This window comes from Modestobacter caceresii, assembly GCF_000761485.1.
Classification (GTDB): domain Bacteria; phylum Actinomycetota; class Actinomycetes; order Mycobacteriales; family Geodermatophilaceae; genus Modestobacter; species Modestobacter caceresii.
Map to the genome: position 1 here is coordinate 48,015 of NZ_JPMX01000011.1, position 26,335 is coordinate 74,349.

At 74.8% G+C, this 26,335-nt stretch carries 26 protein-coding genes; 18 read left to right on the plus strand and 8 right to left on the minus strand.

Going from position 1 to position 26,335, the window contains the following annotated elements; translation table 11 throughout:
• Positions 1-65: 65 nt before the first annotated feature.
• Both IN07_RS03875 and IN07_RS03880 read left to right on the plus strand, forming a co-directional pair.
• Positions 66-1,133 carry a glycosyltransferase family 4 protein gene (locus IN07_RS03875; RefSeq protein WP_231557980.1) on the plus strand — a complete coding sequence of 356 codons (1,068 nt, stop codon included), beginning with the start codon at positions 66-68 and terminating at the stop codon, positions 1,131-1,133.
• Between the two features lie 100 nt (positions 1,134-1,233).
• Entirely contained in the window at positions 1,234-3,069 is a 1,836-nt protein-coding gene (locus IN07_RS03880) for a DUF6077 domain-containing protein (protein ID WP_036333815.1), read from the plus strand.
• Positions 3,070-3,156: 87 nt separating this feature from the next.
• Here IN07_RS03880 and rfbA read toward each other — a convergent pair whose 3' ends face one another.
• The gene (gene rfbA, locus IN07_RS03885) at positions 3,157-4,032 is read right to left on the minus strand and encodes a glucose-1-phosphate thymidylyltransferase RfbA (protein WP_036333817.1); all 876 of its coding nucleotides are present in this window, start codon (positions 4,030-4,032) and stop codon (positions 3,157-3,159) included.
• A gap of 105 nt (positions 4,033-4,137) precedes the next feature.
• Between rfbA and IN07_RS03890 the strand changes: the two genes are divergently transcribed.
• From IN07_RS03890 to IN07_RS03920, 7 genes are all read left to right on the plus strand, one after another.
• Positions 4,138-5,238: a glycosyltransferase family 4 protein gene (locus tag IN07_RS03890; RefSeq protein WP_036333819.1), complete on the plus strand. Its 1,101-nt coding sequence runs from the start codon at positions 4,138-4,140 to the stop codon at positions 5,236-5,238.
• Positions 5,235-6,149 (plus strand): glycosyltransferase family 2 protein, encoded by a 915-nt coding sequence (locus IN07_RS03895; RefSeq protein WP_036333821.1) that lies wholly within the window; start codon positions 5,235-5,237, stop codon positions 6,147-6,149. The genes IN07_RS03890 and IN07_RS03895 overlap by 4 nt, the downstream gene beginning before the upstream one ends.
• A 25-nt stretch (positions 6,150-6,174) precedes the next feature.
• Positions 6,175-7,272: a mannose-1-phosphate guanylyltransferase gene (locus tag IN07_RS03900; protein WP_036333845.1), complete on the plus strand. Its 1,098-nt coding sequence runs from the start codon at positions 6,175-6,177 to the stop codon at positions 7,270-7,272.
• A gap of 73 nt (positions 7,273-7,345) precedes the next feature.
• A complete protein-coding gene (locus tag IN07_RS03905) occupies positions 7,346-8,101 on the plus strand; it encodes a glycosyltransferase family 2 protein (protein WP_036333823.1) in 756 nt (251 codons plus the stop codon).
• Positions 8,098-8,478 carry a DUF2304 domain-containing protein gene (locus IN07_RS03910; protein WP_052090714.1) on the plus strand — a complete coding sequence of 127 codons (381 nt, stop codon included), beginning with the start codon at positions 8,098-8,100 and terminating at the stop codon, positions 8,476-8,478. The genes IN07_RS03905 and IN07_RS03910 overlap by 4 nt, the downstream gene beginning before the upstream one ends.
• An 85-nt stretch (positions 8,479-8,563) precedes the next feature.
• Positions 8,564-9,334, plus strand: a complete 771-nt coding sequence (locus IN07_RS03915; protein WP_036333824.1) for an SDR family NAD(P)-dependent oxidoreductase — start codon at positions 8,564-8,566, stop codon at positions 9,332-9,334.
• A gap of 26 nt (positions 9,335-9,360) precedes the next feature.
• On the plus strand, positions 9,361-10,296 hold the full coding sequence (locus tag IN07_RS03920) for a DNA-3-methyladenine glycosylase family protein (RefSeq protein ID WP_052090716.1): 936 nt from the start codon (positions 9,361-9,363) through the stop codon (positions 10,294-10,296).
• 9 nt (positions 10,297-10,305) lie between these two features.
• On the opposite strand, the gene IN07_RS03925 is transcribed toward IN07_RS03920, so the two are convergent.
• From IN07_RS03925 to cofD, 4 genes are read right to left on the minus strand one after another with little or no spacing between them, the layout of a single operon-like run.
• Entirely contained in the window at positions 10,306-12,087 is a 1,782-nt protein-coding gene (locus tag IN07_RS03925) for a hypothetical protein (RefSeq protein WP_052090719.1), read from the minus strand.
• Between the two features lie 25 nt (positions 12,088-12,112).
• The gene (locus tag IN07_RS03930; protein ID WP_036333825.1) at positions 12,113-12,715 is read right to left on the minus strand and encodes a dTDP-4-dehydrorhamnose 3,5-epimerase family protein; all 603 of its coding nucleotides are present in this window, start codon (positions 12,713-12,715) and stop codon (positions 12,113-12,115) included.
• 50 nt (positions 12,716-12,765) lie between these two features.
• Positions 12,766-13,848: a coenzyme F420-0:L-glutamate ligase gene (locus tag IN07_RS03935; protein WP_052090720.1), complete on the minus strand. Its 1,083-nt coding sequence runs from the start codon at positions 13,846-13,848 to the stop codon at positions 12,766-12,768.
• Entirely contained in the window at positions 13,845-14,804 is a 960-nt protein-coding gene (gene cofD, locus IN07_RS03940; protein WP_036333826.1) for a 2-phospho-L-lactate transferase, read from the minus strand. The genes IN07_RS03935 and cofD overlap by 4 nt, the downstream gene beginning before the upstream one ends.
• Before the next feature lie 300 nt (positions 14,805-15,104).
• Between cofD and IN07_RS03945 the strand changes: the two genes are divergently transcribed.
• Together IN07_RS03945 and IN07_RS03950 are read left to right on the plus strand one after the other, a co-directional pair.
• Positions 15,105-15,437 carry a WhiB family transcriptional regulator gene (locus IN07_RS03945; RefSeq protein WP_052090722.1) on the plus strand — a complete coding sequence of 111 codons (333 nt, stop codon included), beginning with the start codon at positions 15,105-15,107 and terminating at the stop codon, positions 15,435-15,437.
• A 157-nt stretch (positions 15,438-15,594) separates the two neighbouring features.
• A complete protein-coding gene (locus IN07_RS03950) occupies positions 15,595-16,458 on the plus strand; it encodes a hypothetical protein (protein ID WP_064972355.1) in 864 nt (287 codons plus the stop codon).
• On the opposite strand, the gene IN07_RS03955 is transcribed toward IN07_RS03950, so the two are convergent.
• The 3 genes from IN07_RS03955 to IN07_RS03965 are packed head-to-tail and all read right to left on the minus strand — an operon-like array spanning position 16,433 to position 19,204.
• On the minus strand, positions 16,433-17,896 hold the full coding sequence (locus tag IN07_RS03955; RefSeq protein ID WP_156119025.1) for a hypothetical protein: 1,464 nt from the start codon (positions 17,894-17,896) through the stop codon (positions 16,433-16,435). The genes IN07_RS03950 and IN07_RS03955 overlap by 26 nt on opposite strands.
• A 40-nt stretch (positions 17,897-17,936) precedes the next feature.
• The gene (locus IN07_RS03960) at positions 17,937-18,395 is read right to left on the minus strand and encodes a metallopeptidase family protein (protein WP_036333828.1); all 459 of its coding nucleotides are present in this window, start codon (positions 18,393-18,395) and stop codon (positions 17,937-17,939) included.
• 44 nt (positions 18,396-18,439) lie between these two features.
• Positions 18,440-19,204: an SDR family NAD(P)-dependent oxidoreductase gene (locus IN07_RS03965; protein ID WP_036333829.1), complete on the minus strand. Its 765-nt coding sequence runs from the start codon at positions 19,202-19,204 to the stop codon at positions 18,440-18,442.
• 142 nt (positions 19,205-19,346) lie between these two features.
• Here IN07_RS03965 and IN07_RS03970 point away from each other — a divergent pair, with 142 nt between their 5' ends.
• The 7 genes from IN07_RS03970 to mtrA all read left to right on the plus strand — a co-directional run bounded on the left by IN07_RS03970 (position 19,347) and on the right by mtrA (position 26,287).
• Positions 19,347-19,697: a DUF3499 domain-containing protein gene (locus IN07_RS03970; protein ID WP_036333830.1), complete on the plus strand. Its 351-nt coding sequence runs from the start codon at positions 19,347-19,349 to the stop codon at positions 19,695-19,697.
• 25 nt (positions 19,698-19,722) lie between these two features.
• Complete coding sequence (locus IN07_RS03975) at positions 19,723-21,102, plus strand: phosphomannomutase/phosphoglucomutase (RefSeq protein ID WP_036333831.1); 1,380 nt, start codon at positions 19,723-19,725, stop codon at positions 21,100-21,102.
• Positions 21,099-21,314, plus strand: a complete 216-nt coding sequence (locus tag IN07_RS03980; protein ID WP_269429943.1) for a Trm112 family protein — start codon at positions 21,099-21,101, stop codon at positions 21,312-21,314. The genes IN07_RS03975 and IN07_RS03980 overlap by 4 nt, the downstream gene beginning before the upstream one ends.
• The gene (locus IN07_RS03985; RefSeq protein WP_036333832.1) at positions 21,311-22,453 is read left to right on the plus strand and encodes an SIS domain-containing protein; all 1,143 of its coding nucleotides are present in this window, start codon (positions 21,311-21,313) and stop codon (positions 22,451-22,453) included. Before IN07_RS03980 ends, IN07_RS03985 begins: the two co-directional genes overlap by 4 nt.
• Positions 22,454-22,600: 147 nt before the next feature.
• On the plus strand, positions 22,601-23,776 hold the full coding sequence (manA, locus tag IN07_RS03990; RefSeq protein ID WP_036333833.1) for a mannose-6-phosphate isomerase, class I: 1,176 nt from the start codon (positions 22,601-22,603) through the stop codon (positions 23,774-23,776).
• A 202-nt stretch (positions 23,777-23,978) separates the two neighbouring features.
• Positions 23,979-25,463 (plus strand): adenosylhomocysteinase, encoded by a 1,485-nt coding sequence (ahcY, locus tag IN07_RS03995; RefSeq protein ID WP_036333834.1) that lies wholly within the window; start codon positions 23,979-23,981, stop codon positions 25,461-25,463.
• A gap of 116 nt (positions 25,464-25,579) precedes the next feature.
• The gene (gene mtrA / locus IN07_RS04000) at positions 25,580-26,287 is read left to right on the plus strand and encodes an MtrAB system response regulator MtrA (RefSeq protein WP_036333854.1); all 708 of its coding nucleotides are present in this window, start codon (positions 25,580-25,582) and stop codon (positions 26,285-26,287) included.
• Positions 26,288-26,335 lie beyond the last annotated feature (48 nt).

Sequence of the window (26,335 nt, forward strand, 5' to 3'; positions counted from 1 at the left end):
GGCCGGCTCCCGTGCCGGGACCTAGGGTCGGGGCCGTGGAGGTGGCCGTCGTCCTGGAACAGTGCTTGAGCCCTGTCCCCGGCGGAACCGGCCGGTACTCCGCGGAACTGGCCCGCTCGCTGGTGCGCCCGCCGGGCATCGACGTCCGTGGCTGGGTCGCCTGGCACCGGCACACCACCGCTGCGCAGGTCCCGGGTGTCCGGGGACCGCGACGGCTCCCCCTGGCCCGGCGTCCCCTGGTCGCGGCATGGGAGCGGGGCGTCGGGCCCGCTCCGCGACGTGCGGACCTGGTCCACGCGCCGACCCTCCTGTTCCCGCCGCGGCGCGGTCGCCCGCTCGTGGTGACCATCCACGACGCCGTCCCCTGGACGCACCCCGAGACTCTGACCCCGCGGGGGGTCCGCTGGCACCGGTCCATGGCCGAGCGCGCAGCAGAGCAGGCGGATGCCGTCGTCGTCCCGACCCGCGCGGTGGAGGCGGCGCTGCGCCCGCACGTGCGGCTGCCCCGGGTGGAGGTCGTGGGTGAGGGCGTCGCGGCCGTCCTCACCGGCCCCGTCCCCGACGCCGAGGCACGTGCCGACCGGCTCGGGCTGCCCCCGGGCGGGTACCTGCTCAGTCTCGCCACCCTCGAGCCACGCAAGGGGCTCGACGTGCTGCTGGCGGCGCTGGCCCTCCCCGGCGCCCCCGATCTGCCGCTCCTGGTCGCCGGCCAGGCCGGATGGGGCGGCGTCGACCCGCTGCGGCGAGCTGCGGAGCTCGGGCTGCCCCCGGGCCGGGTGCGGGTCCTCGGGCGGGTCACCGACGAGGACCTGGCCGTCCTCCTCGCCCGAGCGACCGTGCTGGTGGTGCCCAGCCGGGCCGAGGGGTTCGGCCTGCCGGTCCTGGAGGGGATGGCGGCCGGGGTCCCGGTGGTCACCTCCGACGACCCGGCGTTGCTCGAGGTGGGGGACGGGGCGACCCGGACGGCGCCGGTGGGCGACGCGCCGGCGTTGGCCCGGGTGCTGGGCGAGGTCGTGGGTGAGCCGGGGGCGCGGGCGGAGATGGTGGCCGCCGGGCGACAGGTGTCGGCCGCGGCGACCTGGGACCGGGCAGCCGACCGTCTGGTGGAGCTGTACGCCGAGCTGTGCGGTTGAGGTCGGGGACCCTGGGGCGGGTGGGCAGCCTGTGCAGCGCCGGTCGCGAACTCGCCAGCACCGTGCCGGGGAGCCGGTGGCCGGCGGGTTAGCGTCGCGCGTGCCGTACTCCGCCGTCCGGGAACGCGCCGCCACGGACTCGTCTGCCGTGGCCGGCTCCGGGCGTCTCGCAGCCGGCGGTCCGGCGAGCCGGGTCACCCGCACGCTCGACCTCGCGGTCCTGGCCGGGCTGGCCCTCTTCGCCGCCTGGACCGCTGCCTACCTCCTGGCCCTGGCCGGTGCGATCCCGGCGGCCTGGGCCTTCTGGGGGTGGGTCGCCCTCGTGCCGGTGGTCGTGATCGCCGTCCGGCGGTCGCTGGCCCCCACCCTCGCGGCCTCCCCGGTGGCCGGGCCGTGGGTGCCGCTGGCGGTGTCGGCGCTCCTGGCGGGCCTCGCGGCCGTCATCGTCCGGCCTGACCTGGACGACGCGTCGTACGTCGTCCGCACCACGTGGATCGCCGCGCACGGCGACGTCCGGGTCGGGGACGTCATCTTCTCCGGTGGCCAGTGGCCCGGACTGCCGGCCCAGACCCCCTACCTCCCGTCCATCGAGGCGCTCCTGGGCTGGGTCTCCCGGGTGACCGGTCTCAGCGTGGGCGACGTGGCCTACGTCCTCCTGCCCCCGCTGGCCACGGCGGGCGCGGTCTGGGCGCTCTGGATGCTGCTCCGGGCGTGGCGGGTCCGTCGCCCCGCGGTCGGGCTGCTCCTCGCCACCCTCTTCATCGTGCTCGGGGGTGCGACGCACGCGTCGTGGGGGAACCTGCACCTGGCCCGCATGTGGCAGGGCAAGGTCCTGTTCCTCGCCATCGTCGTCCCGTTGCTCTACGCGGCGTGCGCCTGGCTGTGGGCCGCGAGGGCCGGGCGGGAGCGCCGGGCCGCGATCGCGGTGGTGGGGCTGGCGTCCGTGGCGGCCGTCGGCCTCACCCCGGCTGCCGTCTTCGTGGTCCCCGGGGTCGTCCTGGCCGGCAGCGTGCCCGGCGCACTGCGTCGCCGGTGGGCCGACGTCGGTCTGCTCCTGGCGATCGGCGCCGGCCCAGCACTGGCCGCCGGTGTGGTGATGCTCGTCGCCGGGGGCACCGGGCGGGGCGGTTTCGTCCCGAACGCCGCCGGTGAGGACCCCTGGGAGAAGGTGCTCGGTACCGGTCTCCCGGCCGTCGTGGCCCTCGCGGCGGCCGTCGTCGTCGTTGCCGGCTGCCTCCTGCCGGAGCGCTGGGCGACCTGCGCCCCCGGGGCTCGCTGGACGGCGCTGGCGGCGGTCGCCGCCGGCCTGCTCATCGCGGTGCCGGCGCTCTACGACCTGGCCGGGACGGTGATGGGGACCGATGCCATCGCGTGGCGGCTGACCTGGATCGTCCCCGTGCCGGCCCTCGTCGCGTTGCTCGGCGGGGTGCCCGGCCTGGTGAAGGGCGGTGTGGTCGCCGTGGGCGCGGCAGCCGCGCTGCTGGTGGGAGGACTCCCGTTGTGGAGCCCGCTGAACGGGGCGACCGTCGCCGCGCCGGGCACGTGGGAGCTCCCGGCCGGTCCGCTGGCCGCGGCGCGGTGGGCGGCGGCCGAGGCGTCCGGCGAGCGTGTGCTGGCGCCGGTCGACGTGATCGCAGCGCTCGGGGTGGTCCAGCCCGACGCCCGTCCGGTCAGCTCCCGCGGGGAGTACCTCGAGGTGTACGCGGATCGGCCCGGAGCTCAGGTCGCCACGCGTCTGCTGCTCCAGCGGCTGGTCGAGGGAGGCACGGACCCCGCCGACCTGGCGCGCGCTCCCGAGGCACTGACGACGTTGGACGTGGGCGTGGTGTGCCACCGCACCGGACTCGTCGAACTGGCGACCGTCCTCGAGGGGCAGGGCATGGAGGTCGGCTACACCGGGACCGACGACCTCGTCTGCCGGGTGCGGGCCGCCTGACCGGGGCGCGTGACCGCGCCCCTCGCCGTCCCCACCTCGGCCTGCGGAGCCGGAGGCCGAGGTGGGTCGACGGGGAGGACCTCGTCCTCAGTCCAGTCCGGGCTCGGCCAGGAGGTTGAGGAGGTAGTCGCCGTAGCCGCTCTTCTGCAGGGGCTTGGCGAGCGCCTCGAGCTGCCCGGCGTCGATGTAGCCCCGCCGCCAGGCGATCTCCTCGATGCAGCCGATCTTCCAGCCCTGCCGGTCCTCGACCACCCGGACGAACTCCGAGGCCTGCATCATCGAGACGTGCGTGCCGGTGTCCAGCCACGCGGTGCCACGCTCCAGCACGGTGACGGTGAGCTCGCCGCGGCGCAGGTACTCGTCGTTGATCGCGGTGATCTCCAGCTCGCCTCGCTCGCTGGGCGTGATCTTCGAGGCGATCTCGACGACCCGGTTGTCGTAGAAGTAGAGGCCGGGCACCGCGTAGTTGCTCTTGGGCACGGCCGGCTTCTCCTCGATGGAGATGACCCGGCCGTCGGCGTCGAACTCCACGACGCCGTAGTCGCGGGGGTTGGCCACGTGATAGGCGAAGACGCGGCCACCGATGGGGTCGGTGTTGGCCCGGAGGTTCTTGCCCAGGCCGGTGCCGTAGAAGATGTTGTCGCCGAGCACGAGCGCCACCGGCTGGTCGCCGATGAACTCCGCGCCGATGACGAAGGCCTGGGCCAGCCCCTCGGGCTTCGGCTGGACGGCGTAGCTGATCTCGATGCCGACGTCGGAACCGTCGCCGAGCAGCCGCTGGAACTGCGCCTGGTCGTCGGGGGTGGTGATGATCAGGACCTCACGGATCCCGGCGTTCATCAGCAACGACAAGGGGTAGTAGATCATCGGCTTGTCGTAGATGGGCATCAGCTGCTTGCTGATGGCCTTGGTGATCGGGTAGAGCCGGGTGCCACTTCCGCCCGCCAGGATGATGCCTCGCATCGGGTCAGCGTATCGGCGACGTCCGGCAGCGGCCCTCTCGTAGTCTCGAACAGCCCCCACCCGCCTCGACCGCCCCCGGAGTCACTCCTGAGCAACCGACCTCGCGTGCTCGTCGACGCCACCGCCGTACCCGCCGACCGGGGTGGGGTGGGCCGCTACGTCGACGAGCTGCTGCCGGCGCTGCAGACCGAGGGTGCGGACCTGGTCGTCGTCTGTCAGGCGCACGACGTCGCCCACTACCAGCGGCTGCTCCCCGGCGTCGAGCTGTTGGCCGCGCCCGCCGGGATCGGCCGGCGGCCGGCCCGGCTGGCCTGGGAGCAGGTCGGCCTGCCGCTGCTGGCCCGGCGGGCCCGCGCCGACGTGCTGCACTGCCCGCACTACACGATGCCCCTGGCCGGAGGGCTGCCCGTCGTGACGACGCTGCACGACGCCACCTTCTTCACCCACCCGGAGCTGCACCTGGCGGTCAAGCGCCGGTTCTTCACCACCTGGACCCGGGTGTCCCTGACCCGGGCTGCCCGGTGCATCACGCCGTCGGCCGCCACGCGCCAGGAGCTGGTGCGGGTGGCCGGTGCCGACCCCGCCCGGGTCGACGTCGCCCACCTCGGGGTGGACGCTGCCCGGTTCCACGTCCCCTCGGACGCCGAACGCGCGGCGGTGCGGGAGCACCTCGGCCTCCCCGGCCCCTACGTCGGTTTCCTCGGCACGCTGGAACCGCGCAAGAACGTGCCGGCGCTCATCCGGGCGTGGAGCGCGCTGACCGACCCGCCCGCCCTGGTCCTGGCCGGGGGCCGGGGATGGGATGCGGAGGTGGACCGGGCGGCCGCCGAGGTGCCGGACACGCACCGGCTGCTGCGCCCGGGCTACCTGCCGCTGGAGATGCTCGCCGGCTTCCTGGGTGAGGCGACGGTGGTCGCCTATCCCAGCCTGGGCGAGGGGTTCGGCCTGCCGGTGCTGGAGGCGATGGCCTCCGGTGCGCCGGTGCTGACCACCCGGCTGCTGTCCCTCCCCGAGGTCGGCGGCGACGCCGTGGCCTACACCGAGCCCGACGCACCGGCGATCACCGTGGCGCTCCGGGACCTCCTGGCCGACCCCGTCCGCCGGGCCGAGCTGGCTGCCGCCGGCCGGGCCCGCGCGGCGTCGTTCGACTGGCGTGCCTGTGCCCGGGCGCACCTCACTGCCTACGCCGCGGCGGCCGCGGCGTGACCGGCCCGCTGCGCGTCGTCGCCGTCACCTACTCGCCCGGTGAGGCGATCGAGGGCCTCCTCAGCAGCCTGCGGCGGGCGACGACCCGACCGCTGGACGTCGTCCTCGCCGACAACGGCTCGACCGACGGCTGGCCCGAGCGGGTCGCGGCCGGTGCGGACGACGTCCGGCTCCTGCCGATCGGCGGGAACGTCGGGTACGGCCCGGCCGCGAACGCCGGGTTGGCCGACCTGCTCACCGGCTGGGCGGTGGTGGTCAACCCCGACGTCCGTTTCGAGGACGGCGCGGTCGACGAGCTGCTCGCCGCGGCGGCCCGCTGGCCCCGGGCCGCGACCCTGGGGCCGGCGATCCACACCCCGGAGGGGGCGCTGTACCCCTCGGCGCGGGACCTGCCCTCGCTCTCGACCGGGATCGGTCACGCCCTGCTGGGCTGGGCATGGCCCAGCAATCCGTGGACCGCCCGCTACCGACGCGAGCGGGAGGCGCCCCGGGAGCGCCCCGCGGGCTGGCTGTCCGGGTCCTGCCTGCTGGTCGACCTGGAGGCGTTCCACTCGGTCGGCGGTTTCGACCCGGGCTACTTCATGTACTTCGAGGACGTCGACCTGGCCGAGCGGCTCGGCCGGCGCGGCTACCTGCACATCTACGTGCCCACCGCGGTGGTGGTGCACGAGGGCGGCCACGCCACCCGCCGGGAGCCGCACCGGATGCAGCGGGTGCACCACACCAGCGCCCTGCGCTACCTGTCCGGCCAGTACCCCCGCCGGCGGCACGCGCCGCTGCGCTGGGTGCTGCGCGGCGGTCTCGGCGCCCGGATGCTGACGTCCTACGTCAGTGCGCGGGTCGGTGCGGGCGCGCAGCCGCAGCAGCGCGCCGAGCAGCTGCCCGGTCGCCGCCGGTGGCGCAGACGATGACCTCCCCGACGGACTGGAGTCAGCAGTGCAGCACGCGGTGATCATGGCCGGCGGGTCCGGCACGCGGCTGTGGCCGCTGTCCCGGGCCGCCCGGCCCAAGCAGCTCCTCGACGTCGTCGCCGACGGCGCCGGGGCCCACAGCCTGCTCGCCGAGGCGTTCACCCGGCTGCAGGCCGTGCTGCCCGCCGAGCAGATATGGGTCTGCACCGCCGCCCGGTACGGCGACCAGGTCCGGGCTGCGCTGCCCGAGCTGCGCGCCGACCGGCTGGTGCTGGAGCCGGTCGCCCGGGACACCGCCAACGCCGTCGGGCTGGCCGCGGCGCTCGTCGCCGACGTCGACCCGGACGCCGAGCTGGCCGTGGTCAGCGCCGACCACGTGATCCGGCCGGTCGAGCGGTTCGCCGACGCGCTGCGCACCGCCTACGACCTGCTCGCCGTCCGGCCGCGGGCGCTGGTGACCCTGGGCGTCACCCCGACGTCGCCGGCCACCGGCTTCGGGTACGTGCAGAAGGGCGCGGCGACCGAGGTGGCCGGCGCGAGCGAGGCCGCCTCGTTCCGGGAGAAGCCGGACCGGGCCACCGCCGAGCAGTACCTGGCCAGCGGCGAGTACGTGTGGAACTCCGGGATGTTCGTCTGGCGGGCGCAGACCGTCCTGGACGCGCTCGCCGACCACCTGCCGGAGTCCGCCGCCGGCCTGGGGCGCATCGTCGCCGCACCGGCCGGCCCGGAGCGGGAGGCCGTGCTCGCCGAGGTCTTCCCGACACTGCCCAAGATCAGCGTCGACTACGCCGTCCTCGAGCCGGCGGCCGCCGAGCCGGGCCGGGTGGCCGTGGTCGACCTGGACGTCGACTGGCTGGACGTCGGCTCCTGGCCGGCCTTGGCCCACACGCTCAGCACCGACGCCGCCGGCAACGCGACCCGTGGGCTGACCGTCCTGCTGGACAGCTCGGGCAACGTGGTGCTCAGTGACGACCCCGACCACCTGGTCGCGCTGGTCGGCGTCCGGGACAGCGTGGTCGTGCACACCGCGGACGTGACGATGGTGTGCCCGGTCGGGGACGCCGAGCGGGTCAAGCAGTTGCTGGCCACGGTGGAGGAGCGGTGCGGCCGGGGCTTCAGTTGACGGTGTGGTGCACGAGGCGGGTGCTGTGGCGGGTCTTCGGTCCGGACGCGTCCCGGTACTACATTCGGCGGCGATGAACCCCAGCCAAGCGCGTCCTGAGGCCGTCGCGGAGTTCGCGGCCCCGCACGGCGCTTCCGCCGAGTGGGCGGACACGGTGGTCGTGGTCCGCGTCTTCAACGAGGCGCCCGTCGTCGGCGGGGTGATCGCCGAGCTGATCACCGCCGGGCTCACCGTCATCGCCGTCGACGACGCGTCCACGGACGCGTCCGCGGACGAGATCGACAAGACCGGGGCGCTGCGCGTGACGCACCCGGTGAACCTGGGCGCCGGTGGCGCCCTCCAGACCGGTTACGAGGCGGCGGTCCGGTTCACGGAGGCCCGCTACGTGGCCTGCTTCGACGCCGACGGTCAGCACCAGCTCGACGACCTCCTGGGCATGATCCGGCTGATCCGTGAAGGCCATGACGTCGTCATCGGCTCCCGCTTCCTGGACGGGAAGACGGAGATGAGCTGGCTGCGCAGCATCATGCTGCGGACGGCCACGAAGCTCCTCAACCGTGGGGCCGGGACGCGGCTGACGGACGCGCACAACGGGCTGCGCATCGTCACGCGGGAGATCGCCTCGCAGATCAAGCTCTCCCACTCCGGCATGGCGTACGCGTCGGAGCTCGAGTACTTCCTGACCCGCCCGCAGAACAAGATCATCGAGTACCCGGTGCACATCCTCTACACGGACTACTCGCGCTCGAAGGGCCAGCCCTTGCTCAACAGCGTCAACATCCTGGTCGACACCCTCGCCCACCGGGTCAGCCACGGGCGGCGCACGTGATCATCAAGTGGCTCCTCGTCCCGGCGCTGGTGGCGGCCGTCGTCCTGTCGTTGCGGGCGCGGTCGTCGCTGCGGGGTCAGGCCCGGCGGAAGATCATGGCCGGGTTGACCGTCGTCGCCGGCGCGATCGCGGTGTTGTTCCCCGACCTCCTCCAGGGGGCGGCAGATGCCGTGGGTGTCACTCGCGGTGCCGACCTGATGCTCTACGGACTGGCGCTCGCCTTCATCTACCTGGTGGGCAGTACCGGCGTCCGGTTCCGGGAGCAGGAGGCGCGGATGGTCACGCTGGCCCGTGCGGTCGCCCTGACCGAGGCGGAGGCGCGACTCGCCGACCGGAGACAGCCCTCAGGGCCACGAGCCCAGGGCTCGGCCGCCTGACCGCCTGAACGGCGCCGACCTCCCGAACGCTCGTGGGCCCGGCTCCTGCAGTCGCGGGCAGGCGACCCTGGTTAACCTCGGGCGCATGAAGAACCTCGACGTCGCCGCGGTCGTCACCGGAGGGGCCTCCGGCCTCGGTGAGGCCACCACCCGTGCGCTGACCGCGGCCGGTGTCGCGGTCACCGTCCTGGACCTGCAGGAGGAGCGCGGGCAGGCGCTGGCTGCCGAGCTGGGTGGCCACACGACCTTCGTGCGCACCGACGTCACCGACGAGGCGTCGGTGCAGGCGGCGATCGAGGACGCGACGGGCAAGGACCGCCCGCTGCGGATCGCGGTCAACTGCGCCGGCATCGGCTGGGCGCAGCGGGTGCTCGGCCGCGACGGCTCCCCGCACGACCTGGCCCCGTTCAGCCGCACCGTGACCGTCAACCTGATCGGCACCTTCAACGTGCTGCGCCTGGCGGCTGCTGCGATGGCGCGTACCGAGCCCGACGAGGACGGCGAGCGGGGCGTGGTCGTCAACACGGCCTCGATCGCCGCCTACGACGGCCAGATCGGGCAGATCGCCTACGCCGCCTCCAAGGGCGGCATCGTCGGGCTGACCCTGCCGGCGGCGCGCGACCTCTCCTCGGTGGGGGTGCGGGTCTGCACCATCGCCCCGGGGCTGGTCGACACGCCCCTGCTCGCCGCCCTGCCCGAGGAGGCCCGGACGGCGCTCGCCGCCGGCATCCCCTTCCCCAAGCGGCTGGGCCGCCCCGAGGACTTCGCCGAGCTGGCCCTGGACGTCGTCCGGCACGGTTACCTGAACGGCGAGGTCATCCGGATGGACGGCGCGCTGCGGATGGCGCCCCGCTGACGGCAGCGCAGGCTGGGGGGAACGCCATGGGGGAGCGGCTGCTGGTCGTCGACGCGCCGGTCCACGACCAGGTCTGGACGCCGGACTGGCCGCTGGACGTCCGCCGGACGCTGTCCCGGGACCGTCGCGGTACCGGTGACCCGACGCTGCGCTACGCCGAGGACGGCGTCTGGCGGACGACGACCACCCCCGACGGCCCGGCCACCGTGCGGCTGACCGGGGGTCCCGCCGCGATCCGGGTGCAGGCCTGGGGTCCGGGGGCCGGCTGGGCCGGACCGGCCGTGCCCCGCTGGCTGGGCGCCGAGGACCGGGCCGACGGTTTCGACCCGGCGCGGCACCCGCTCGTCGCCCGGCTGCACCATGGGGCGCCCTGGCTGCGGCTGGGCAGCACCGGGCGGGTGTGGGACGCCCTGGTGCCGGCCGTCCTGGAGCAGAAGGTGACCGGCATCGAGGCGCACCGCACCTGGCGAGAGCTGCTGCGGCTGGCAGGTGAACCGGCGCCCGGACCGGCGCCGGCGGGGATGCGGGTGGTGCCCTCGGCCGAGCGGGTGCTCGCGGTCACCGACTGGGAGTGGCACGGTTGCGGCCTCGACGGCGCCCGCCGGCGCGCGCTGCGGGCGGTCGCCTCGGTCGCCTCCCGACTCGAGGCCGGCGTGCACGACGACTGCGCCGACCTGCGCCGCCGGCTGCAGTCGGTGCCCGGCATCGGCGTGTGGACCGCCGCCGAGGTGGCCCAGCGCGCCGTCGGCTGCCCGGACTCGGTCAGCGTCGGTGACTACCACCTGAAGAACCTGGTGGGCTGGTCGCTGGCCGGCCGGAAGACCGACGACGACGGGATGCTCGCGCTGCTGGAGCCCTGGCGCGGGCACCGGCAGCGCGTCGTCCGGCTGCTGGAGGTCGGCGGCAGCATGCCGCCCAAGCGGGGTCCCCGGATGGCGCCCACCCAGTACCGGTCGATCTGAGCAGGGACCTCAGCAGAACTGGGCCTGCGCCTCGGCCGGGTCGGCCGGGATCCGCAGCGAGGTGCGGGACGGAGCCCCGGTGAGGTTGTCCCAGAAGCGTCCCCAGGTCAGCGGCGCGTTGGTGGCCTCGAGCAGCTCACGCACCGGGCCGCAGTCGAGGGTGGCCCGGGCAGCTGCCACGTCGGCGGGAGCGGGCAGACCCGTCGTGGCCTCCTCGGCGAGCTCAGGGGCGCCGTACCGCGCCAGGAACCACTCCGCGGGGAACGACTTCTCGTGCCCGGCGCGGCCGGGCGGAGGTGCCTCCATGTGCGAGCCGATGGGGTCGGTGAGCCCCAGCCCGTCCACGACCCGGACCTCGAGCCCGGGCGCCACTCCGTAGAAGCCCGCGTTGCCCACGCCGAACACCACACCGCCGGAGGACGGCGCGATGCGTGCCACCCCGGAGTCCGGGGTCACCACGGGCGGCTGTGCGACGACCAGGTCGGCGTCCTGCTCGTGCAGCGCAGCCACCTGATCGCTGTAGGGGATGACGCTCTGCGCGCCGTGGTCCTCCAGGGTCACCGGGTTCTCCCGGCCGGCCAGCTCGGCCCAGTAGCGGCGTTCGTCGGTGATGCCTGCCGAGCTCATGCCCTCCGGGTAGTCCGCACGGAGCACCACCACCGACGCTGCAGCCCACACGGCCAGCACCGTGAGCACCGCGCTCACCGCGACACCCCGGAGGCGCAGCGCGGGCACCGGGACGACCATGACCGGGCAGAGCACCAGGAACAGGCTCGGCAGGAGCAGTCGACCGTGCATGAAGTCCCCGCCCACGCGCACCACGTAGGCAGCGTGGAGCAGCGCGGCGACCAGGACGACGGCGACCAGTGACCACTCGCGGGGCCGCCAGCCGGCGCGCGGGGCCAGGAGGGCGAGCACTGCGAGGACGAGCGCGAGGGGGAGCCACAGCAGGTGCGGGCCGACCAGGTCGGCCAGGTAGTCGGCACCGCGGCCCCACACCGCCCGGCTGGACTCCTTCGCCACGGCCGTGTTCGGCACCAGGAGCCCGTAGTACCCCGCTCGGAACACCTCCACGGCCACCGGGAGGCCGCCGGCTGCCGCGACCCGTGCTGCGCGCGCCGGCCAACTGCCCGGGACGCTGAGCAGCCAGAGGATGAGCAGCGCGCTGATCAGCGCGAGGTCCGGGCGGACGAGGGGGCCCATCCCCAGCAGGACGGCCACGCCCAGCGTCCGACGCTGGCCCACGACCTCCCGACGGGCCACGTGGACCAGGGCGGCGAAGGAGGCGCCGAGCCAGCAGAAGGACAAGCCGGTCTCCAGGCCGGAGCTGGCGAAGTCCCAGAAGGGGGGGAGCGCGGCCACGACCACGGCTCCGCAGGGGACGGCCAGCCACCGTGGGACGCCGCCGTACAGCCGCCGGCTCCCGAGCGACGCCAGCACCACGCCGGTCAGGGTGGCGACGATCCCGAGCACGACGGAGATCCAGGCGACGGCGTTCCCTGGCACCAGGGCCTCGGCGACGGTGATCACCGCCAGCCACAGCGTGCTCGTCGCCACCTCCACCCGTTCCCCGGCGTTGTACACCGGGCCGTTGCCGGCGAGGAGGTTCTCCACGACGCGGAAGTTGATGAACGCGTCATCGGAGGTCCAGCGTCGCCGCCAGCTCAGGAGGGCCAGGGCGAGCACCACGAGACCGAGGAGGCCCAGCTCGACCCGGTTGCGGAACCGCGCTCGCGGGTCGTGCACGGGGGCGGTGGCGCCGGCGCTGGTCGGGGTCGTCCGGGTGGTCAACGGGGGAGCCGGTGGTCGGGGCGGGTCAGCGGGCGCGCAGCTCGGCGTACCGCGCCGTGCACTCGGCCATGGTCGGCAGCAGGCCCTGCTCGCGCGCCTCGGCCAGCGTGGGAGCGGCGGTGTCCTTGGCGGACAGCTCGAACTCGACGTCCGTCGGCCAGGGCAGGTCGAGCGCCGGGTCCATCGGGTTGATCCCGAACTCGCGACCGGGGGAGTAGCCACTCGAGACCAGGTAGGTCACCGAGCTGTGGTCGGCCAGCGACACGAACGCGTGGCCCAGGCCCTCGGCCAGGTAGACCGCGCGCGGCTGCTCGCTGTCCAGCAGCACCGAGTCGTGCACGCCGAAGGTGGGCGAGTCGGCCCGGATGTCGACGATCACGTCGAGCACCTTGCCGGCCGGGCAGTAGACGTACTTGGCCTGACCCGGGGGCACCAGTGCGAAGTGGACGCCCCGGAGCACGCCGCGGGCGGAGACGCTGTGGTTGGCCTGCGCCAGGGTGAGCCCGAACCCGGTCTCGGCGGCGAGCACGTCGGCGCGGTACCACTCGGTGAACCGGCCGCGGCTGTCACCGTGCGGGACGAGGTCCAGCACGTAGCTGTCAGGGACGGCGAGCTCGCGGATCTGCACGGCTCGACGCTAGCCGAGTGGCTCCCGCCCGGCCCGACCTGGCCCGGGCGTCAGCCGGCGTCGGCGCCCAGCCACAGCCGGCCGGCCAGCGACGCACCGCCGAAGGTGCCGGCCGGCTCCCACCGGGTCGCCCAGCCGTCGGCCTGCAGCTGGACCAGGGCCGCACCGACGACCGCGCCGAGGGACAGCGAGGTGACCGGGGTGATCGGGTCGGCCAGGTGGACGTCGACGACGTCCCCGCCGTCGCCCTCCTCGCTGCCCTCCTCGCTGCCGTAGCGGAAGACCACCGGGAACTCCGGCAGCGCCGCCACGGCGGTCCGGAAGGCCTCGGTGACCGCGGACAGGGCGCCGTCCCGGTGGGCGAGCGTGGCGGCGGTGCGGCGGCTGCCGACCAGGTCCCTGGTGCCGGTGGGGAACAGGTCACCGGGACCCAGCCGGACCAGCGGACGGGTGCCGGTGTCGGGCTCCGGTGAGCGGAACCGCAGACCCCGGACGACGGCCACCGGGATGCCCCCGAGCTTGCCCTTCACCAGGTCGCCCGCCGCGGCCAGCTCGTCGACCACCGCGACCTGGGTGGTCTCGAGCCGGTTGCCGTGCTGGTCGACCGCACCCCGGTGGTCGACCAGTGCGGGCAGCCCGGCCGCACCGATCGCCACGTCGGTGACGCCGTCCCGCCACGGGCGGCCGAAGGTGTCGCTGACGACGACGGCCACGGTCACCCCGAGCAGCTCGTGCAGCCGGTCGCGCAACCGCCGGGCGGAGGCGTCGGCGTCCTCGGGCAGCAGGACCAGCGCGTCGGCGGCGACGTTCGAGGCGTCGATCCCCGCTGCGGCGACCACCCAGCCGTGCCGGGTCTCGACGATCCGCAGCGGCCCGCGGCGGGCGACGACCCGGACGGTCTCCGCGTCGACGGCCTGCTGCCGGGCGGTCTCCCGGTCGGTGCCGGGCTCGACCCGGACCAGGTTGCCCTCCACCTTGGAGACGGCCTTGGAGGTCACCACCACGACGTCGTCGTCGGCCAGCCACGGCGCCGCCCGGGCGATCGCGGCGGCCAGGTCGTCCCCCGGTGCGAACTCGGGCAGGCCGGGCACCGGGTGCACGGAGATCCCCGGGGGGAGGCCGGGCCCGGTCACGGGGTCGCGACCCCTGCGGCGTCCAGTGCGGCCCGGGCCAGCGCCCGGGTCGCCTCGGGCGAGCCCATCAGCAACGGGACGGCGCGCACGTCGACCCCGGGCACGGTGGCCGGGTCGTCGGTGTGCACCAGCCAGGCGTCCAGGAGGCCGTCGGCGGACCGGGCGCCGTAGTGCCGGCCGACGCCCTCCGCGCTGACCTCGACGCCGACCACGGGCAGGCAGCGGTCGGCCATGCCGCGCAGCGCGGCGCCGTCGACGATGGGGGAGATGCCGACCACGCGCCCGGACGCGGCGCGGACGGCGTCGCGGATGCCGGGCACCCCCAGCACGGTGCCGATCGAGACGACCGGGTTGGACGGTGCGAACAGCACCGCGTCGGCGGTGCTCAGGGCCTCGACGACGCCGGGGCCGGGCCGGGCGTCGTCCACCCCGACCTGGACGAAGCTGCTGGCGTCCAGGGCCGCCCGGTGCCGGATCCACCACTCCTGGAAGTGGATGGCCCGGGGGCGGCCGGTGTCGGGGTCGGTCACCACGACGTGCGTCTCGACCCGCTGGTCGCTCATCGGCAGCAGCCGCACCCCGGGCTGCCAGCGCTGGGCGAGCGCGGCGGTGACGTCGGAGAGCGGGTAGCCCGCGTCGAGCATCCGGGTGCGCACCAGATGGGTCGCGAGGTCGCGGTCGCCGAGGCCGAACCAGGTCGGTTCGGCACCGTAGGCGGCCAGCTCGTCCTTCACCGTCCAGCTCTCGCCGCGACGGCCCCAGCCACGTTCGTCGTCGATCCCGTCACCGAGCGTGTACATGACGGTGTCCAGGTCGGGGCAGATCCGCAACCCGTGCAGGGTCACGTCGTCGCCGGTGTTGACCACGGCGGTCACCTCGGCGCCGGGGGCCGCGGCGAGGACGCCGCGCAGGAAGCGGGCGCCGCCGACGCCCCCGGCGAGTACGACGATGTGCACCCGACCATGGTGCCTGATCGGCAGAACTCTACGGCGGGCCCGGGTCGGTCCCGGATGAACTGCACGAAACCGCTCGGTCTCGATGGCAGATGGTGTTCCTGACGGCGGCGTGTCGGGGTCGTCTGTGACGGTCCACGGACGAGTTGTGACCGGTGTGATCGGTGTGGCGCCGCGTTACACCGGCCCGACTTGACCTCGACTCAACGACACGCGTGTAATTCCGATGTCGTCATCAGGCGCTGGCGACTGGGATCCGCCCAGGAGCAGGCGTCGTGACGCAGCGAGAGGGGACGCAACGTGATGGCCGAGGTGTCGTGGTTGAGCGAGCACAAGAGCTCCACAGCAGGGGCCGCACCGGCCTCCTACGGGCGGGACGTGCTGGGCCTGGCCGACGCCGGCCTCCTGGACGTCGAGGACCAGAGCTGGCAGGAACGCGCCCTGTGCGCCGAGACCGACCCGGAGGCGTTCTTCCCGGAGAAGGGCGGTTCGACCCGGGAGGCGAAGCGGATCTGCACCGGCTGCGAGGTCCGGGCCGAGTGCCTGGAGTACGCCCTGACCATGGACGAGCGCTTCGGCATCTGGGGCGGGCTCTCCGAGCGCGAGCGTCGTCGCCTTCGCCGCCAGGCCGGCTGACGAAGGACCCACCCGCACCACTGCACCACCCGCTCTCCTCCCGCACGGTCGGCGCAACGACGCGCCGACGAGCAGCCCGGCGAGGCCCGCTCTCGAGCTGATCGCCCGGCCACTCCCCAGCTCTCGACGACGGGCCCCGTGTGGTCGACTGGAACCCGTGCACACCCGGGTCGTCGACGGCCGCGCCGCCGTGGTCCGCGAGGTCCGCGCCGCTGCCCCCCTCCTGGCCGAACGCGCCGTTCCCCTCCCGGCTCGTGGGCCGTGGCTCACCGCCGCGCTGAACGCGCAGGCCGGCCGCCCCTTCGGGCGGGTCCGCCCGCACGCGGTGGTGGTGGAGCGGGACACGCACAGCCGTCCCGCCGGGGCGGCCCTGTTGTCGTTCCGGCGCCGCGGCGTCGGCACCGTGGTCGGCCTGCTGGGCGCCGAGCCCGGCCCGCTGCCGCCCGGGCGGCCCCAGTCCCGGTTGCCCGCGCAGGACGACGACGTCGCCGCACGGCTCGCCGCGGGGGTGATCGGGCTGCTGGACCAGGTCCGTGGCCCGTGGACCCTCCGGCTGACCGGGCTGCCGCTCGGCGACCCGACGGTGCGGCACCTCGCCGCCGGGCTGCCGGACTCCCAGCTGGCCACCACGCGCAGCCGCCGGCTGGTCGACGAGCTGGACACCGTCGCCGACGTCTCCCGCAGCCGGGACCCGGGCGAGGTCGAGCGCTGGCTGCCGGCCGTGCTGGCGCAGCTCCCGACCGGCCAGCGGACGTTCGTGCGCGCCGCGGCCCGGCTGCACGCCGCGATCGGTGAGCTGGAGGTCGCCGTCGTCCCGGCGGCCGACGGGCCGCGGGCCCTGCTGCTCACCCTGCTCGATCGCGGCGCCGACGGCGAGGAGCGCTGGCCGTGGTGGGGGACCAGCGAGATCGGGGGCCTGCGCCGCGAGCTCGGTGCACCCTCGGGCACGTTGACCGCTGCCGCCGGCCTCACCCAGCTGGGCCGCCGGGGCGCGCTCAGCCGGGGTGCTGCAGCCGGCTGACCCCACGCTCGGGTGCGGTGGCCGCGCTGTCCAGCCCGATCCGGACCACACCGGTCGCCGGGGTGGTGTCGTCCCGGCGCGGGCCGTCGGGGGCGATCGAGGCCGCCAGCTGGTACGCCCGCCCGGTGTAGCTGGGCGCGCTGCCGTTCGGGCGCGTGTAGGTGGGGAAGAGGCCGGCCAGCTCGATGCGGTCGCCGTCCCGGGTGACCTGCAGCTCCGGGCTGGCCAGGTCGGCGTACTCGGTGACCGACCGGACGCAGCCGGCGGCCACCGGGTCGGCGGGGGGCTCGGTGGTCAGGCAGTTGTGGGTGGGCAGCCGGACGTGCGCCAGGGCGCGTCGGCCGTCGGTGGTGAGGCTGACGTCGGGGTAGGTGACGGTCAGCCCCACGGCCCGCTCCTCCAGCAGCACGCCGCCGAAGCTCGCCGTGGCCGCGATCCCGTCCGTGCCCAGCGGCACCGATCGGGACGCGAGGGCGCCGGCGCCCGTCTCGGCGGCCGGCGCGCTGGGGACGGCGGGATCCAGGCCGGGCGCGGTGGAGTCCGGCGCGGTGGAGTCCGGCGCCGGGGCGGCGGGCGCGATCCCGGTCGCCGGGGCGGCGCTCAGGCTGTTGCTCCCGGCGCGGCCGATCGGGGCACCCACCGCGACGGCGGCGAGGACCAGCAGCAGCGCGGCCGTCAGGGTGACGGCGGACCCGGTCGTGCGGGAGACGGCGCCGCCGGGTGACCCGACCGGGGCGGCCGTCGCTCCGGTCCGGCCGGTCCGCGGCGGCACGGGTGCGGGGGAGCCGGGCGGGTCCGCCAGGAAGCCGGGCAGGTCGTCGAGCGCCTCGGCGTCCGTGCTCCCGGTCGCTCGCCCGGCAGTCCGTCCCCGGGTCAGCAGGCTCGAGGCCAGGGCGGCGCACAGCCCGGCGGCGAGGGCCAGCAGCACCGAGACGAGCACCCACCGGGCCGTGGCCGACGAGCCGGTGGTGCGGGCGGACGAGGCCTCCCGCCCCGGGTCGACGGCCACGAGCTCCTCGTCGGCGCCCGCCTCGACGAGCCGGCCGACCACCGCGTTGGCGGCGGTCACCGCCGCGTCCCGGTCGGGCAGCGTCACCTGCACCACGACGGTGGCGGTGCCGGGCGGTCGCCCGACCTCGACGCCCTCCTGGAGCTCGGTCAGCGACACCTCGGTCAGCGCCGGCTCGTCCGCCTGAGCTGCGCCCAGCACCTCGGCCGACCCGGCGAGCGCGGTGTACCGGTCGGCCAGCAGCAGGGCGGCGTCCGCGCCGGCCTCGGTGCGGGGGGTCACGGTCAGGGTCGCGGTGGCCGTCGTCGTCCGGGGCTGGAGGGCGAGCAGCACCAGGCCGGCGGCGAGGACGACCAGGACGACGACGACCCCGGTGACGGCTGCCCGCCGGGCACCGTGCGGGCCGGACTGCTGGTTCGCTGCGCTCATCTCGGCGCCCAGCATGGCAAAGGGGTCGGGTGCGACCCGGTCAACCGGCGGGGTCGATCTCCTCGGGATCCCGGCCGAGCAGCACCGCCACCTGGTCCACGACGACGTCCCGCACCAGGTCGGCGAGGTCGTCACGGTCGGCGGCGCGGATCTCCAGCGGACGGCGGTAGACCACGATCCGGGCCGGGTGCTCCTGCCCGCCCTCCCGGTGCGCGGGCAGCACCCGGGCCAGCGGGACGCTGCCGTCCTCCAGCACGTCGGCGTCCAGCACCACGTCGTCCGGGCTGGTGTGGTCCACCCAGGGGACGTCCTCGACGGCGAACTCGACGCCGGCGAGCTCACGCTCCCAGCGGCGCTCCAGGTCCTCGACCGCGTCCAGGACCAGGTCGTCGAACTGCTCGGCGCGGCTCCGGGAGAGCGGCACCGTCGGCGGCACGAGACGACCGCGCAGGCCGCGGCCATGACGGTCGCGCCGGGCACGGGCAGGGAGGCGGTCCATCGCGGCAGGAGCCTACGGCCTGCCGGTGCCCCGGCCGCGCCGGATCACCGAGGCATCCGGCGCCAGAGGGGGCGCGGCAGGAGCCGCAGGACCGCCGCGAGCACCCGCAGGGTGCCCGGTACCCAGACCACGGACCGGTCCCGGCGCAGTGCGTCGGCCACGGCTGCGGCGACCTGGGTGGGAGTGCTGGACAGCGGGGCCGGGGACATGCCGGTGGTCATGCGTCCGACCACGAAGCCCGGCCGGACCAGGAGCAACCGGACCCCGGTGCCGTGCAGGGCGTCGGTCAGCCCGCTGGCGAAGCCGTCGAGCCCCGCCTTCGCCGAGCCGTACACGTAGTTGGCCCGGCGCACCCGGACCCCGGCGACCGAAGAGAAGACGACGATGCGCCCGCCACCTGCGGCACGCATCAGCCGGGCCAGGTGGGTGAGCACCGAGACCTGGGCCAGGTAGTCGGTGGAGACGACGGCCACGGCGTGGTCCGCGTCGACCTCGGCGCGGGCCTGGTCGCCGAGCACCCCGAAGGCCAGCACGACGACCGTGTGCGCGGGGTGCGCGCCGACGGCCGGGTCCAGGGCGGTGGCCAGCAGCTGCTCGTGGCCGGCCAGGTCGTCGGCGTCGAACTCCAGCCGCTGCACCGACGTCGCGCCGGCCGCCCGCAGCCGCCCCTCCTCGACGTCGAGCTCGTCGCTGCGTCGGGCGGCGAGCTGCACTCGCCGGACGCCGTCGCGCACCAGCCGTTCGGCCAGCTCCAGGCCGATCTCGCTGCGCCCGCCGAGCAGCAGCACCGTGTCGGGGCCGGTCGTCATGCTCTCTCCCAGGGCGTGCGGCAGGGGCGGCTGGGTCGGGTGTGCCTGGACGGAGGGGAGGGGGTGGACGTGCGCGATCCGGTGCGCCTCCTCCCCAGACGGCGCCGGCTGCGGATAGTGTGCCGGGCGTGAGGAACCGGTGGTGAGGCAGTCACGTCGCTGTTCGCGCAGCGGCTGCGCGCAACCGGCGGCAGCCACCCTGACCTACGTGTACGCGGAGTCCACGGCCGTCGTCGGCCCGTTGGCGACCTACTCGGAGCCGCACAGCTACGACCTGTGCGAGTTCCACGCCGAGCGGCTCACCGTGCCGCGGGGCTGGGAGGTCGTCCGCCACGAGATCGACGCCGATGACGCCGGCCCGACCGGCGACGACCTGCTCGCGCTCGCCGACGCGGTCCGCGAGGCCGCGCGCCCGGAGCCCCCGCGCGACCCGGCCGACGACGGCAGCGGCACCCGTCGCGGCCACCTGCGCGTCCTCCCCAACCTCCCCTGACGGGCCCCCTCATAGGATCACCCGCGTGGCAGACCTGACGTCGATCATCAAGGCCTACGACGTCCGGGGCCTGGTCCCCGAGCAGTGGGACGAGAGCGTGGCCCGCGCGATCGGGGCCGCCTTCGCCGAGTTCGTGCACGCCGAGACCGGCGCGACCGCCGTCGTCACCGCGCACGACATGCGTGACTCCTCGGTGCCGCTCTCCCGGGCGTTCGCGGAGGGGGTCCTGTCCCGCGGGGTCGACGTCGTCGAGGCCGGCCTGGGCTCGACCGACCTGCTCTACTTCGCGGCCGGCTCCCTGGGGATGCCGGGCGCGATGTTCACCGCCAGCCACAACCCCGCCCAGTACAACGGCATCAAGCTGTGTCGGGCCGGCGCGGCGCCGATCGGCCAGGACTCCGGGCTGGTGCAGATCCGGGAGTGGGCCGAGCAGCTGGTCGACGGCACGGCCGTCTTCCAGCGGGGCGTCGCGCCCCTGGGCTCGGTGAGCACCCGGGACCTGGTCGCCGAGTACGCCACCCACCTGCGCGGCCTGGTCGACCTCTCCGGCATCCGGCCGCTGAAGGTCGTGGTCGACGCCGGCAACGGGATGGGCGGCTTCACCGTCCCCGTGGTGCTGTCCGGTCTCCCGCTGGAGATCGTGCCGATGTACTTCGAGCTGGACGGCTCCTTCCCCAACCACGAGGCGAACCCGCTGGACCCGGCGAACCTGGTCGACCTGCAGGCGGGGGTCCGGGAGCACGGGGCCGACATCGGTCTGGCGTTCGACGGGGACGCCGACCGCTGCTTCATCGTCGATGAGCGCGGCGAGCCGGTGAGCCCGTCGGCGATCACCGGGCTGGTCGCCGTCCGTGAGCTCGCCAAGGGCACCGGGACGACGATCATCCACAACCTGATCACCTCGCGGGCGGTGCCGGAGATCGTGCGCGAGCACGGCGGGGAGCCGGTGCGCACCCGGGTCGGGCACTCCTTCATCAAGGAGGAGATGGCGCGTACCGACGCCGTCTTCGGCGGCGAGCACTCGGCGCACTACTACTTCCGCGACTTCTGGCGGGCCGACACCGGCATGCTGGCCGCGATGCACGTGCTGGCCGCGCTCGGTGAGCAGTCCCGCCCGCTGTCGGAGCTCACCGCCGCCTACGAGCGCTACGTGGCCTCCGGTGAGGTCAACTCCACCGTCGAGGACCAGGCCGGGCGGGTGGCGGCGGTCCGGGAGACCTACGGTGAGCGGGACGGCGTCACCATCGACGACCTCGACGGGCTCACCGTCTCCCTGCCCGACGGCTCGTGGTTCAACCTGCGGGCCAGCAACACCGAACCGCTGCTGCGCCTCAACGTCGAGGCGGCCGATGCGGCCCGGATGGCCGAACTGCGCGACGAGGTACTGGAGATGGTGCGGGCATGAGCGACGACACCCCGGCAGGCGCCACCGACCAGACGCTGGGCATCGAACCGGCCCTCCTGGAGATCCTGGCCTGTCCGGACACCCACCACACGGCGCTGACCGTCGACGTCGAGGCCAGCGAGCTGGTCTGCCCGACCTGCTCCCGCGCCTTCCCGGTGCGTGACGGCATCCCGGTGCTGCTGCTCGACGAGGCCCGGCAGCGCCGCACATGACCTCGCCCGAGCTCGCCGAGGAGGTCCTCGACGACCTCGACCTGTTGCGTGCACGCGACCCGCGGGGGCTGCTGCCGGCGGTGGCCGGTGCCGGCGCCCAGGTGCGGGAGACCACCCAGCTGACCCAGGAGGCCGGGCTCCAGCGGGCGACCTCGGGGGGCCGCCCGCGCGGGCTGGTGATCGTCGGCCGGCGCGAGGGAGCGGTCGCGGCGTCGGTGCTGCGAGCGCTGCTCGGACCGGCCAGCCCGGTGACCGTGGACGTCGTCCCGGGCCCGGACCTCCCGGTCTGGATGGGCCCCTCGGACATCGCGGTGGTGGCGACCCGCACCGGCGCCGGTCGGTACGCGGTCACCCCGGCCTACGAGGCCGCGCGGCGCGGTGTCGTGCTGGTCGGCATCGGCGCCGAGGACGCGCCGCTGCACGCCGCGTGCGCCAGCGCCCGGGCGGCGTACGTGCCGCTGCCGGCGTCCCGGGTGCAGCACACCGCGCTCTGGTCCCTGCTCACCCCCATGCTGCTGCTCGCCGCCGAGCTCGGGCTGGTCGCGCAGGACGCCGCCGACACCGAACTGGTCGCCGCCGCGCTGGACGAGGCAGCGGCGGAGTGCGGCCCGGCGCGTGAGTCGTTCGTGAACCCGGCGAAGACGCTGGCGCTGGAGCTGCTGGACGCGCTGCCGGTGATCGTCGCCGAGGGGCCGCTGGCCGGGGCCGCCGCCGGCCGCGTCGCCGACCAGCTGGCCACGCTGGCCGGCCTCCCGGTGACCGGTTTCCGGTTGCCCGACCAGCGGGTCGCTGCCCGCACGGTCCTCGGCGGGCCGCTGGCCCCCGCGGAGGGCCAGGACGACTTCTTCCGGGACCGGGCCGACGACGCCGGCCGCCGGCTCCGGCTGATCACCATCCGCGACGCGGACGCCGGCGAGCACGACGGCGGCGAGCGGGACCCGCGCTCGGCCGGCGAGGCCATGGCCGAGGTGCTCCGCGTCGCCGCAGCGCACAACGTCCCGGTCAGCGCGCTGGCCGAGCACGCCGAGCCGGAGCGGCACCCCCGGCTGGCGCGGCTCGCCCGGCAGCTGGCCGTTGCCGACTTCAGCGCCGTGTACCTGGCGCTGGCGCTGGACCACGAGCGGGCGCTGCACCCGTGACCGGCCGGATCCGTCGGTCGATCGTCTGTGGACCGGCCGGCGACCCGACTGCCCCGCGCGGGTGAGCGCCGTCCCCGTCGGCTCCAGCACCGGCCGGGCCGATCCGACGTCTGTCCCGTGACGTCCCCGCCGGTAACCTCAGCCCCGATGTGGCAGCTCAGCAGTCCGGTGCGGCACTACCCGTGGGGCAGTCGCACCGTCATCCCGCAGCTGCTCGGGCTCCCCTCGCCGGCTGACCAGCCGTACGCCGAGCTGTGGATGGGGGCGCACCCGGACGCGCCCAGCGTGCTCTCCGACGGCCGGACCCTGACCGAGGCGATCGCTGCCGACCCCGCAGGACTGCTGGGCCCGACGGTCCGCGAGCGGTTCGGTGACCGGCTGCCGTTCCTGATGAAGGTGCTCGCGGCGGACAAGCCGCTGTCGCTGCAGGCGCACCCGACCACCCAGCAGGCCGAGACGGGGTTCGCCGCCGAAGAGGCGGCGGGCATCCCGCACGACGACCCGACGCGCACCTTCAAGGACCCCTTCCACAAGCCGGAGATCCTGCTCGCGATCACCCCGGTCGAGGCGCTGTGCGGGTTCCGCCCGGTGGAGGAGTCGCTGCACTGTCTGGCGAAGCTCCAGCTGCCGGAGCTGATGCCGACCATCGCGGCCCTGGCCCGCGGTGGACTGCGGGCCGCCATCCCCCAGTTGCTGGCCCTCTCCAAGCGCCGGCGCGAGTCGCTGGTCCGCGCCGTGGCGGCCCGGGCGGCGTCCTTCGTCGCCGCGCACGACCCCGAGTTCATCAACACCTATCGCTGGGCCGCGACGCTCGCCGGCACCTACCCCGGTGACCCCGGCGTGGTCATCTCGCTGATGTGCAACCACCTCCGGATCGCTCCGGGGGAGGCGGTCTTCCTGCCGGCCGGCAACCTGCACGCCTACCTGTGCGGGGCCGGGATCGAGGTCATGGCGAGCTCGGACAACGTGCTGCGCGGCGGGCTCACGAGCAAGCACGTCGACCTCGCCGCGCTGATCGAGGTGCTGGACTTCACCGACGGCAGGGTGCCGGTGATCCACCCGGTGCTGGGCCCCGGCGGGCTGCGCTACCCGACACCGGTCGAGGACTTCGACCTGACCCGGGTGCAGGTCGACGTCGACCCGGGGGTGCTCACCACGGCCGGGCCGCAGGTGGTCCTGTGCGCGGAGGGCGACGCGGTGCTCACCGGCACGGACGGCGACCTGACGGTGCGGCAGGGGGAGTCGGTGTTCGTGCCGGCCGGGCAGGCGGTCACCGCCCGCGGACCCGCAGTGCTCTACCGCGCTACCACCGCGCTGCGCTGAAGAAGGGCCCCCGCCACTCGCAGGCTCGCGGCGGGACCCTGCAGGAGGGCCGTTCCAGCACGGGCCCGTGCTCGCGGCGGTACCCTGGACGACGGCACGAGCCCCGCCGAAGCCTCGGCATGCTCGCTCGCCCCGCACGAGCGGGGACCACAGCGACCGACAGAGCCCGCCCACCCCGGGCAGGGCCGGACACTGGAGCGACATGACCGCCAGCACTGGCACCCGCACCCTGACCGACGGCGACTTCAAGGTCGCCGACCTCTCCCTGCACGGCTTCGGCCGCAAGGAGATCAGCCTCGCCGAGCACGAGATGCCCGGCCTGATGGCGCTGCGCGCCGAGTACGGGGACGCCCAGCCGCTGGCCGGGGCCCGGATCGCCGGCTCGCTGCACATGACCATCCAGACCGCCGTGCTGATCGAGACGCTGGTCGCCCTCGGCGCCGACGTCCGCTGGGTCAGCTGCAACATCTTCTCCACCCAGGACCACGCGGCCGCCGCGATCGTCGTCGGCGACGGCACCCCCGAGGAGCCGACCGGCGTGCCGGTCTTCGCCTGGAAGGGCGAGACGCTGCCGGAGTACTGGTGGTGCACCCAGCGGCTCTTCGAGTTCACCGACGCCGACGGCACGGTCATCGGGCCGAACATGCTGCTGGACGACGGCGGCGACGCGACCCTGCTGGTCCACCTGGGCACCCGCTTCGAGGCCGACGGCGTCGTCCCGGACACCACTGACGCCGACTCCGAGGAGTACGGCGTCATCCTCGACGCGCTGCGCACCAGCCTGACCGAGGACGACCAGCGCTGGACCCGGGTCGGTGCGGCCATCAAGGGCGTCACCGAGGAGACCACCACCGGTGTGCTGCGGCTGTACGAGCTCGCCCGCGAGGGCCGGCTGCTCTTCCCGGCGATCAACGTCAACGACTCGGTCACCAAGAGCAAGTTCGACAACCTCTACGGCTGCCGGCACTCCCTGATCGACGGCCTGAACCGCGCCACCGACGTGATGATCGGCGGCAAGGTCGCCGTCGTCTGCGGCTACGGCGACGTCGGCAAGGGCTGCGCGGAGTCGCTGCGCGGCCAGGGCGCCCGGGTCATCGTCACCGAGATCGACCCGATCAACGCCCTGCAGGCGGCGATGCACGGCTACGAGGTGACCACGCTCGACGAGGTGATCGGCAAGGCCGACATCATCATCACCACGACCGGCAACAAGGACATCATCTCCGCCGAGCAGCTGGCCTCGACCAAGCACCAGGCGATCATCGGCAACATCGGTCACTTCGACAACGAGATCGACATGGCCGGCCTGGCCCGCACGCCCGGCGTGGTGCGGACGACGATCAAGCCGCAGGTCGACGAGTGGCGGTTCGCCGACGGCCACACGATCATCGTGCTCTCCGAGGGCCGGCTGCTGAACCTGGGCAACGCCACCGGGCACCCGAGCTTCGTGATGAGCGCGTCCTTCTCCAACCAGACGCTCGCCCAGATCGAGCTGTGGGGCAACCGGGCCGCCTACGAGGGCCAGACCCCCGGCGTGACCGTGCTGCCGAAGAAGCTGGACGAGCACGTCGCCCGGCTGCACCTGGACGCCCTCGGGGTGAAGCTCACGACGCTGACCAAGGTGCAGGCCGACTACCTCGGCGTCCCGGTCGAGGGCCCGTACAAGAGCGACCACTACCGCTACTGAGCGGCCTCCTCGCCCGGAGCCCACCGCACGGCTCTGAGCTCCACCTCCCGCCCCGTCCGGGGAGTCTCCCGGGCGGGGCGGACCGCTGGGTGGACTTCGTCACGCAGAATGGGTCCGTGCCACCTTCAGCTCCCACTGCCGGGACCAGCCGCGGCCGCGTCCTCGTCGTCGACGACGACGCCGCCCTCGCCGAGATGCTGGGCATCGTGCTGCGCCGGGAGGGCTACGACCCGGCGTTCGTCTCCGACGGGGCACGAGCCGTGGCCACCTTCCAGCAGGTCCGCCCGGACCTGGTGCTGCTGGACCTGATGCTGCCGGGCCGGAACGGCCTGCAGATCTGCGCGGACATCCGCACCCAGTCCACCGTGCCCATCGTGATGCTGACCGCCAAGGGCGACACGATCGACGTCGTCCAGGGGCTGGAGGCCGGGGCCGACGACTACGTGACCAAGCCGTTCAAGCCGGTCGAGCTGGTCGCCCGGGTGCGTGCCCAGCTCCGCCGCGGGGAGAGCGGGCAGGCGGAGACCCTGGCCATCGGCGACGTCCAGATCGACGTCCCGGCCCACCAGGTCATCCGGGACGACGAGCCGATCGCGCTGACCCCGCTGGAGTTCGACCTGCTGGTGGCCCTCGCCCGCAAGCCCCGTCAGGTCTTCACCCGCGAGCTGCTGCTCGAGCAGGTCTGGGGCTACCGGCACGCGGCCGACACGCGGTTGGTGAACGTGCACGTCCAGCGGCTGCGCGCGAAGGTGGAGCGCGACCCGGAGAAGCCCGAGGTGGTCCTCACCGTCCGCGGCGTGGGCTACAAGGCCGGCCCGCCGTGACCAGGGCACCCCGCCGGTCGTGAGCACCCCGCCGGTCGTGGGCACCGC

Bases quoted from the DNA above. Each gene is read 5' to 3' on its own strand.
- rfbA (WP_036333817.1), bottom strand. From the start codon at position 4,032: ATGCGAGGCATCATCCTGGCGGGCGGAAGTGGCACCCGGCTCTACCCG.
- IN07_RS03905 (WP_036333823.1), top strand. From the start codon at position 7,346: ATGAACCCCAGCCAAGCGCGTCCTGAGGCCGTCGCGGAGTTCGCGGCC.
- IN07_RS03915 (WP_036333824.1), top strand. From the start codon at position 8,564: ATGAAGAACCTCGACGTCGCCGCGGTCGTCACCGGAGGGGCCTCCGGC.
- IN07_RS03920 (WP_052090716.1), top strand. From the start codon at position 9,361: ATGGGGGAGCGGCTGCTGGTCGTCGACGCGCCGGTCCACGACCAGGTC.
- IN07_RS03945 (WP_052090722.1), top strand. From the start codon at position 15,105: ATGGCCGAGGTGTCGTGGTTGAGCGAGCACAAGAGCTCCACAGCAGGG.
- IN07_RS03955 (WP_156119025.1), bottom strand. From the start codon at position 17,896: ATGAGCGCAGCGAACCAGCAGTCCGGCCCGCACGGTGCCCGGCGGGCA.
- IN07_RS03960 (WP_036333828.1), bottom strand. From the start codon at position 18,395: ATGGACCGCCTCCCTGCCCGTGCCCGGCGCGACCGTCATGGCCGCGGC.
- IN07_RS03965 (WP_036333829.1), bottom strand. From the start codon at position 19,204: ATGACGACCGGCCCCGACACGGTGCTGCTGCTCGGCGGGCGCAGCGAG.
- IN07_RS03980 (WP_269429943.1), top strand. From the start codon at position 21,099: ATGAGCGACGACACCCCGGCAGGCGCCACCGACCAGACGCTGGGCATC.
- IN07_RS03985 (WP_036333832.1), top strand. From the start codon at position 21,311: ATGACCTCGCCCGAGCTCGCCGAGGAGGTCCTCGACGACCTCGACCTG.
- manA (WP_036333833.1), top strand. From the start codon at position 22,601: ATGTGGCAGCTCAGCAGTCCGGTGCGGCACTACCCGTGGGGCAGTCGC.
- ahcY (WP_036333834.1), top strand. From the start codon at position 23,979: ATGACCGCCAGCACTGGCACCCGCACCCTGACCGACGGCGACTTCAAG.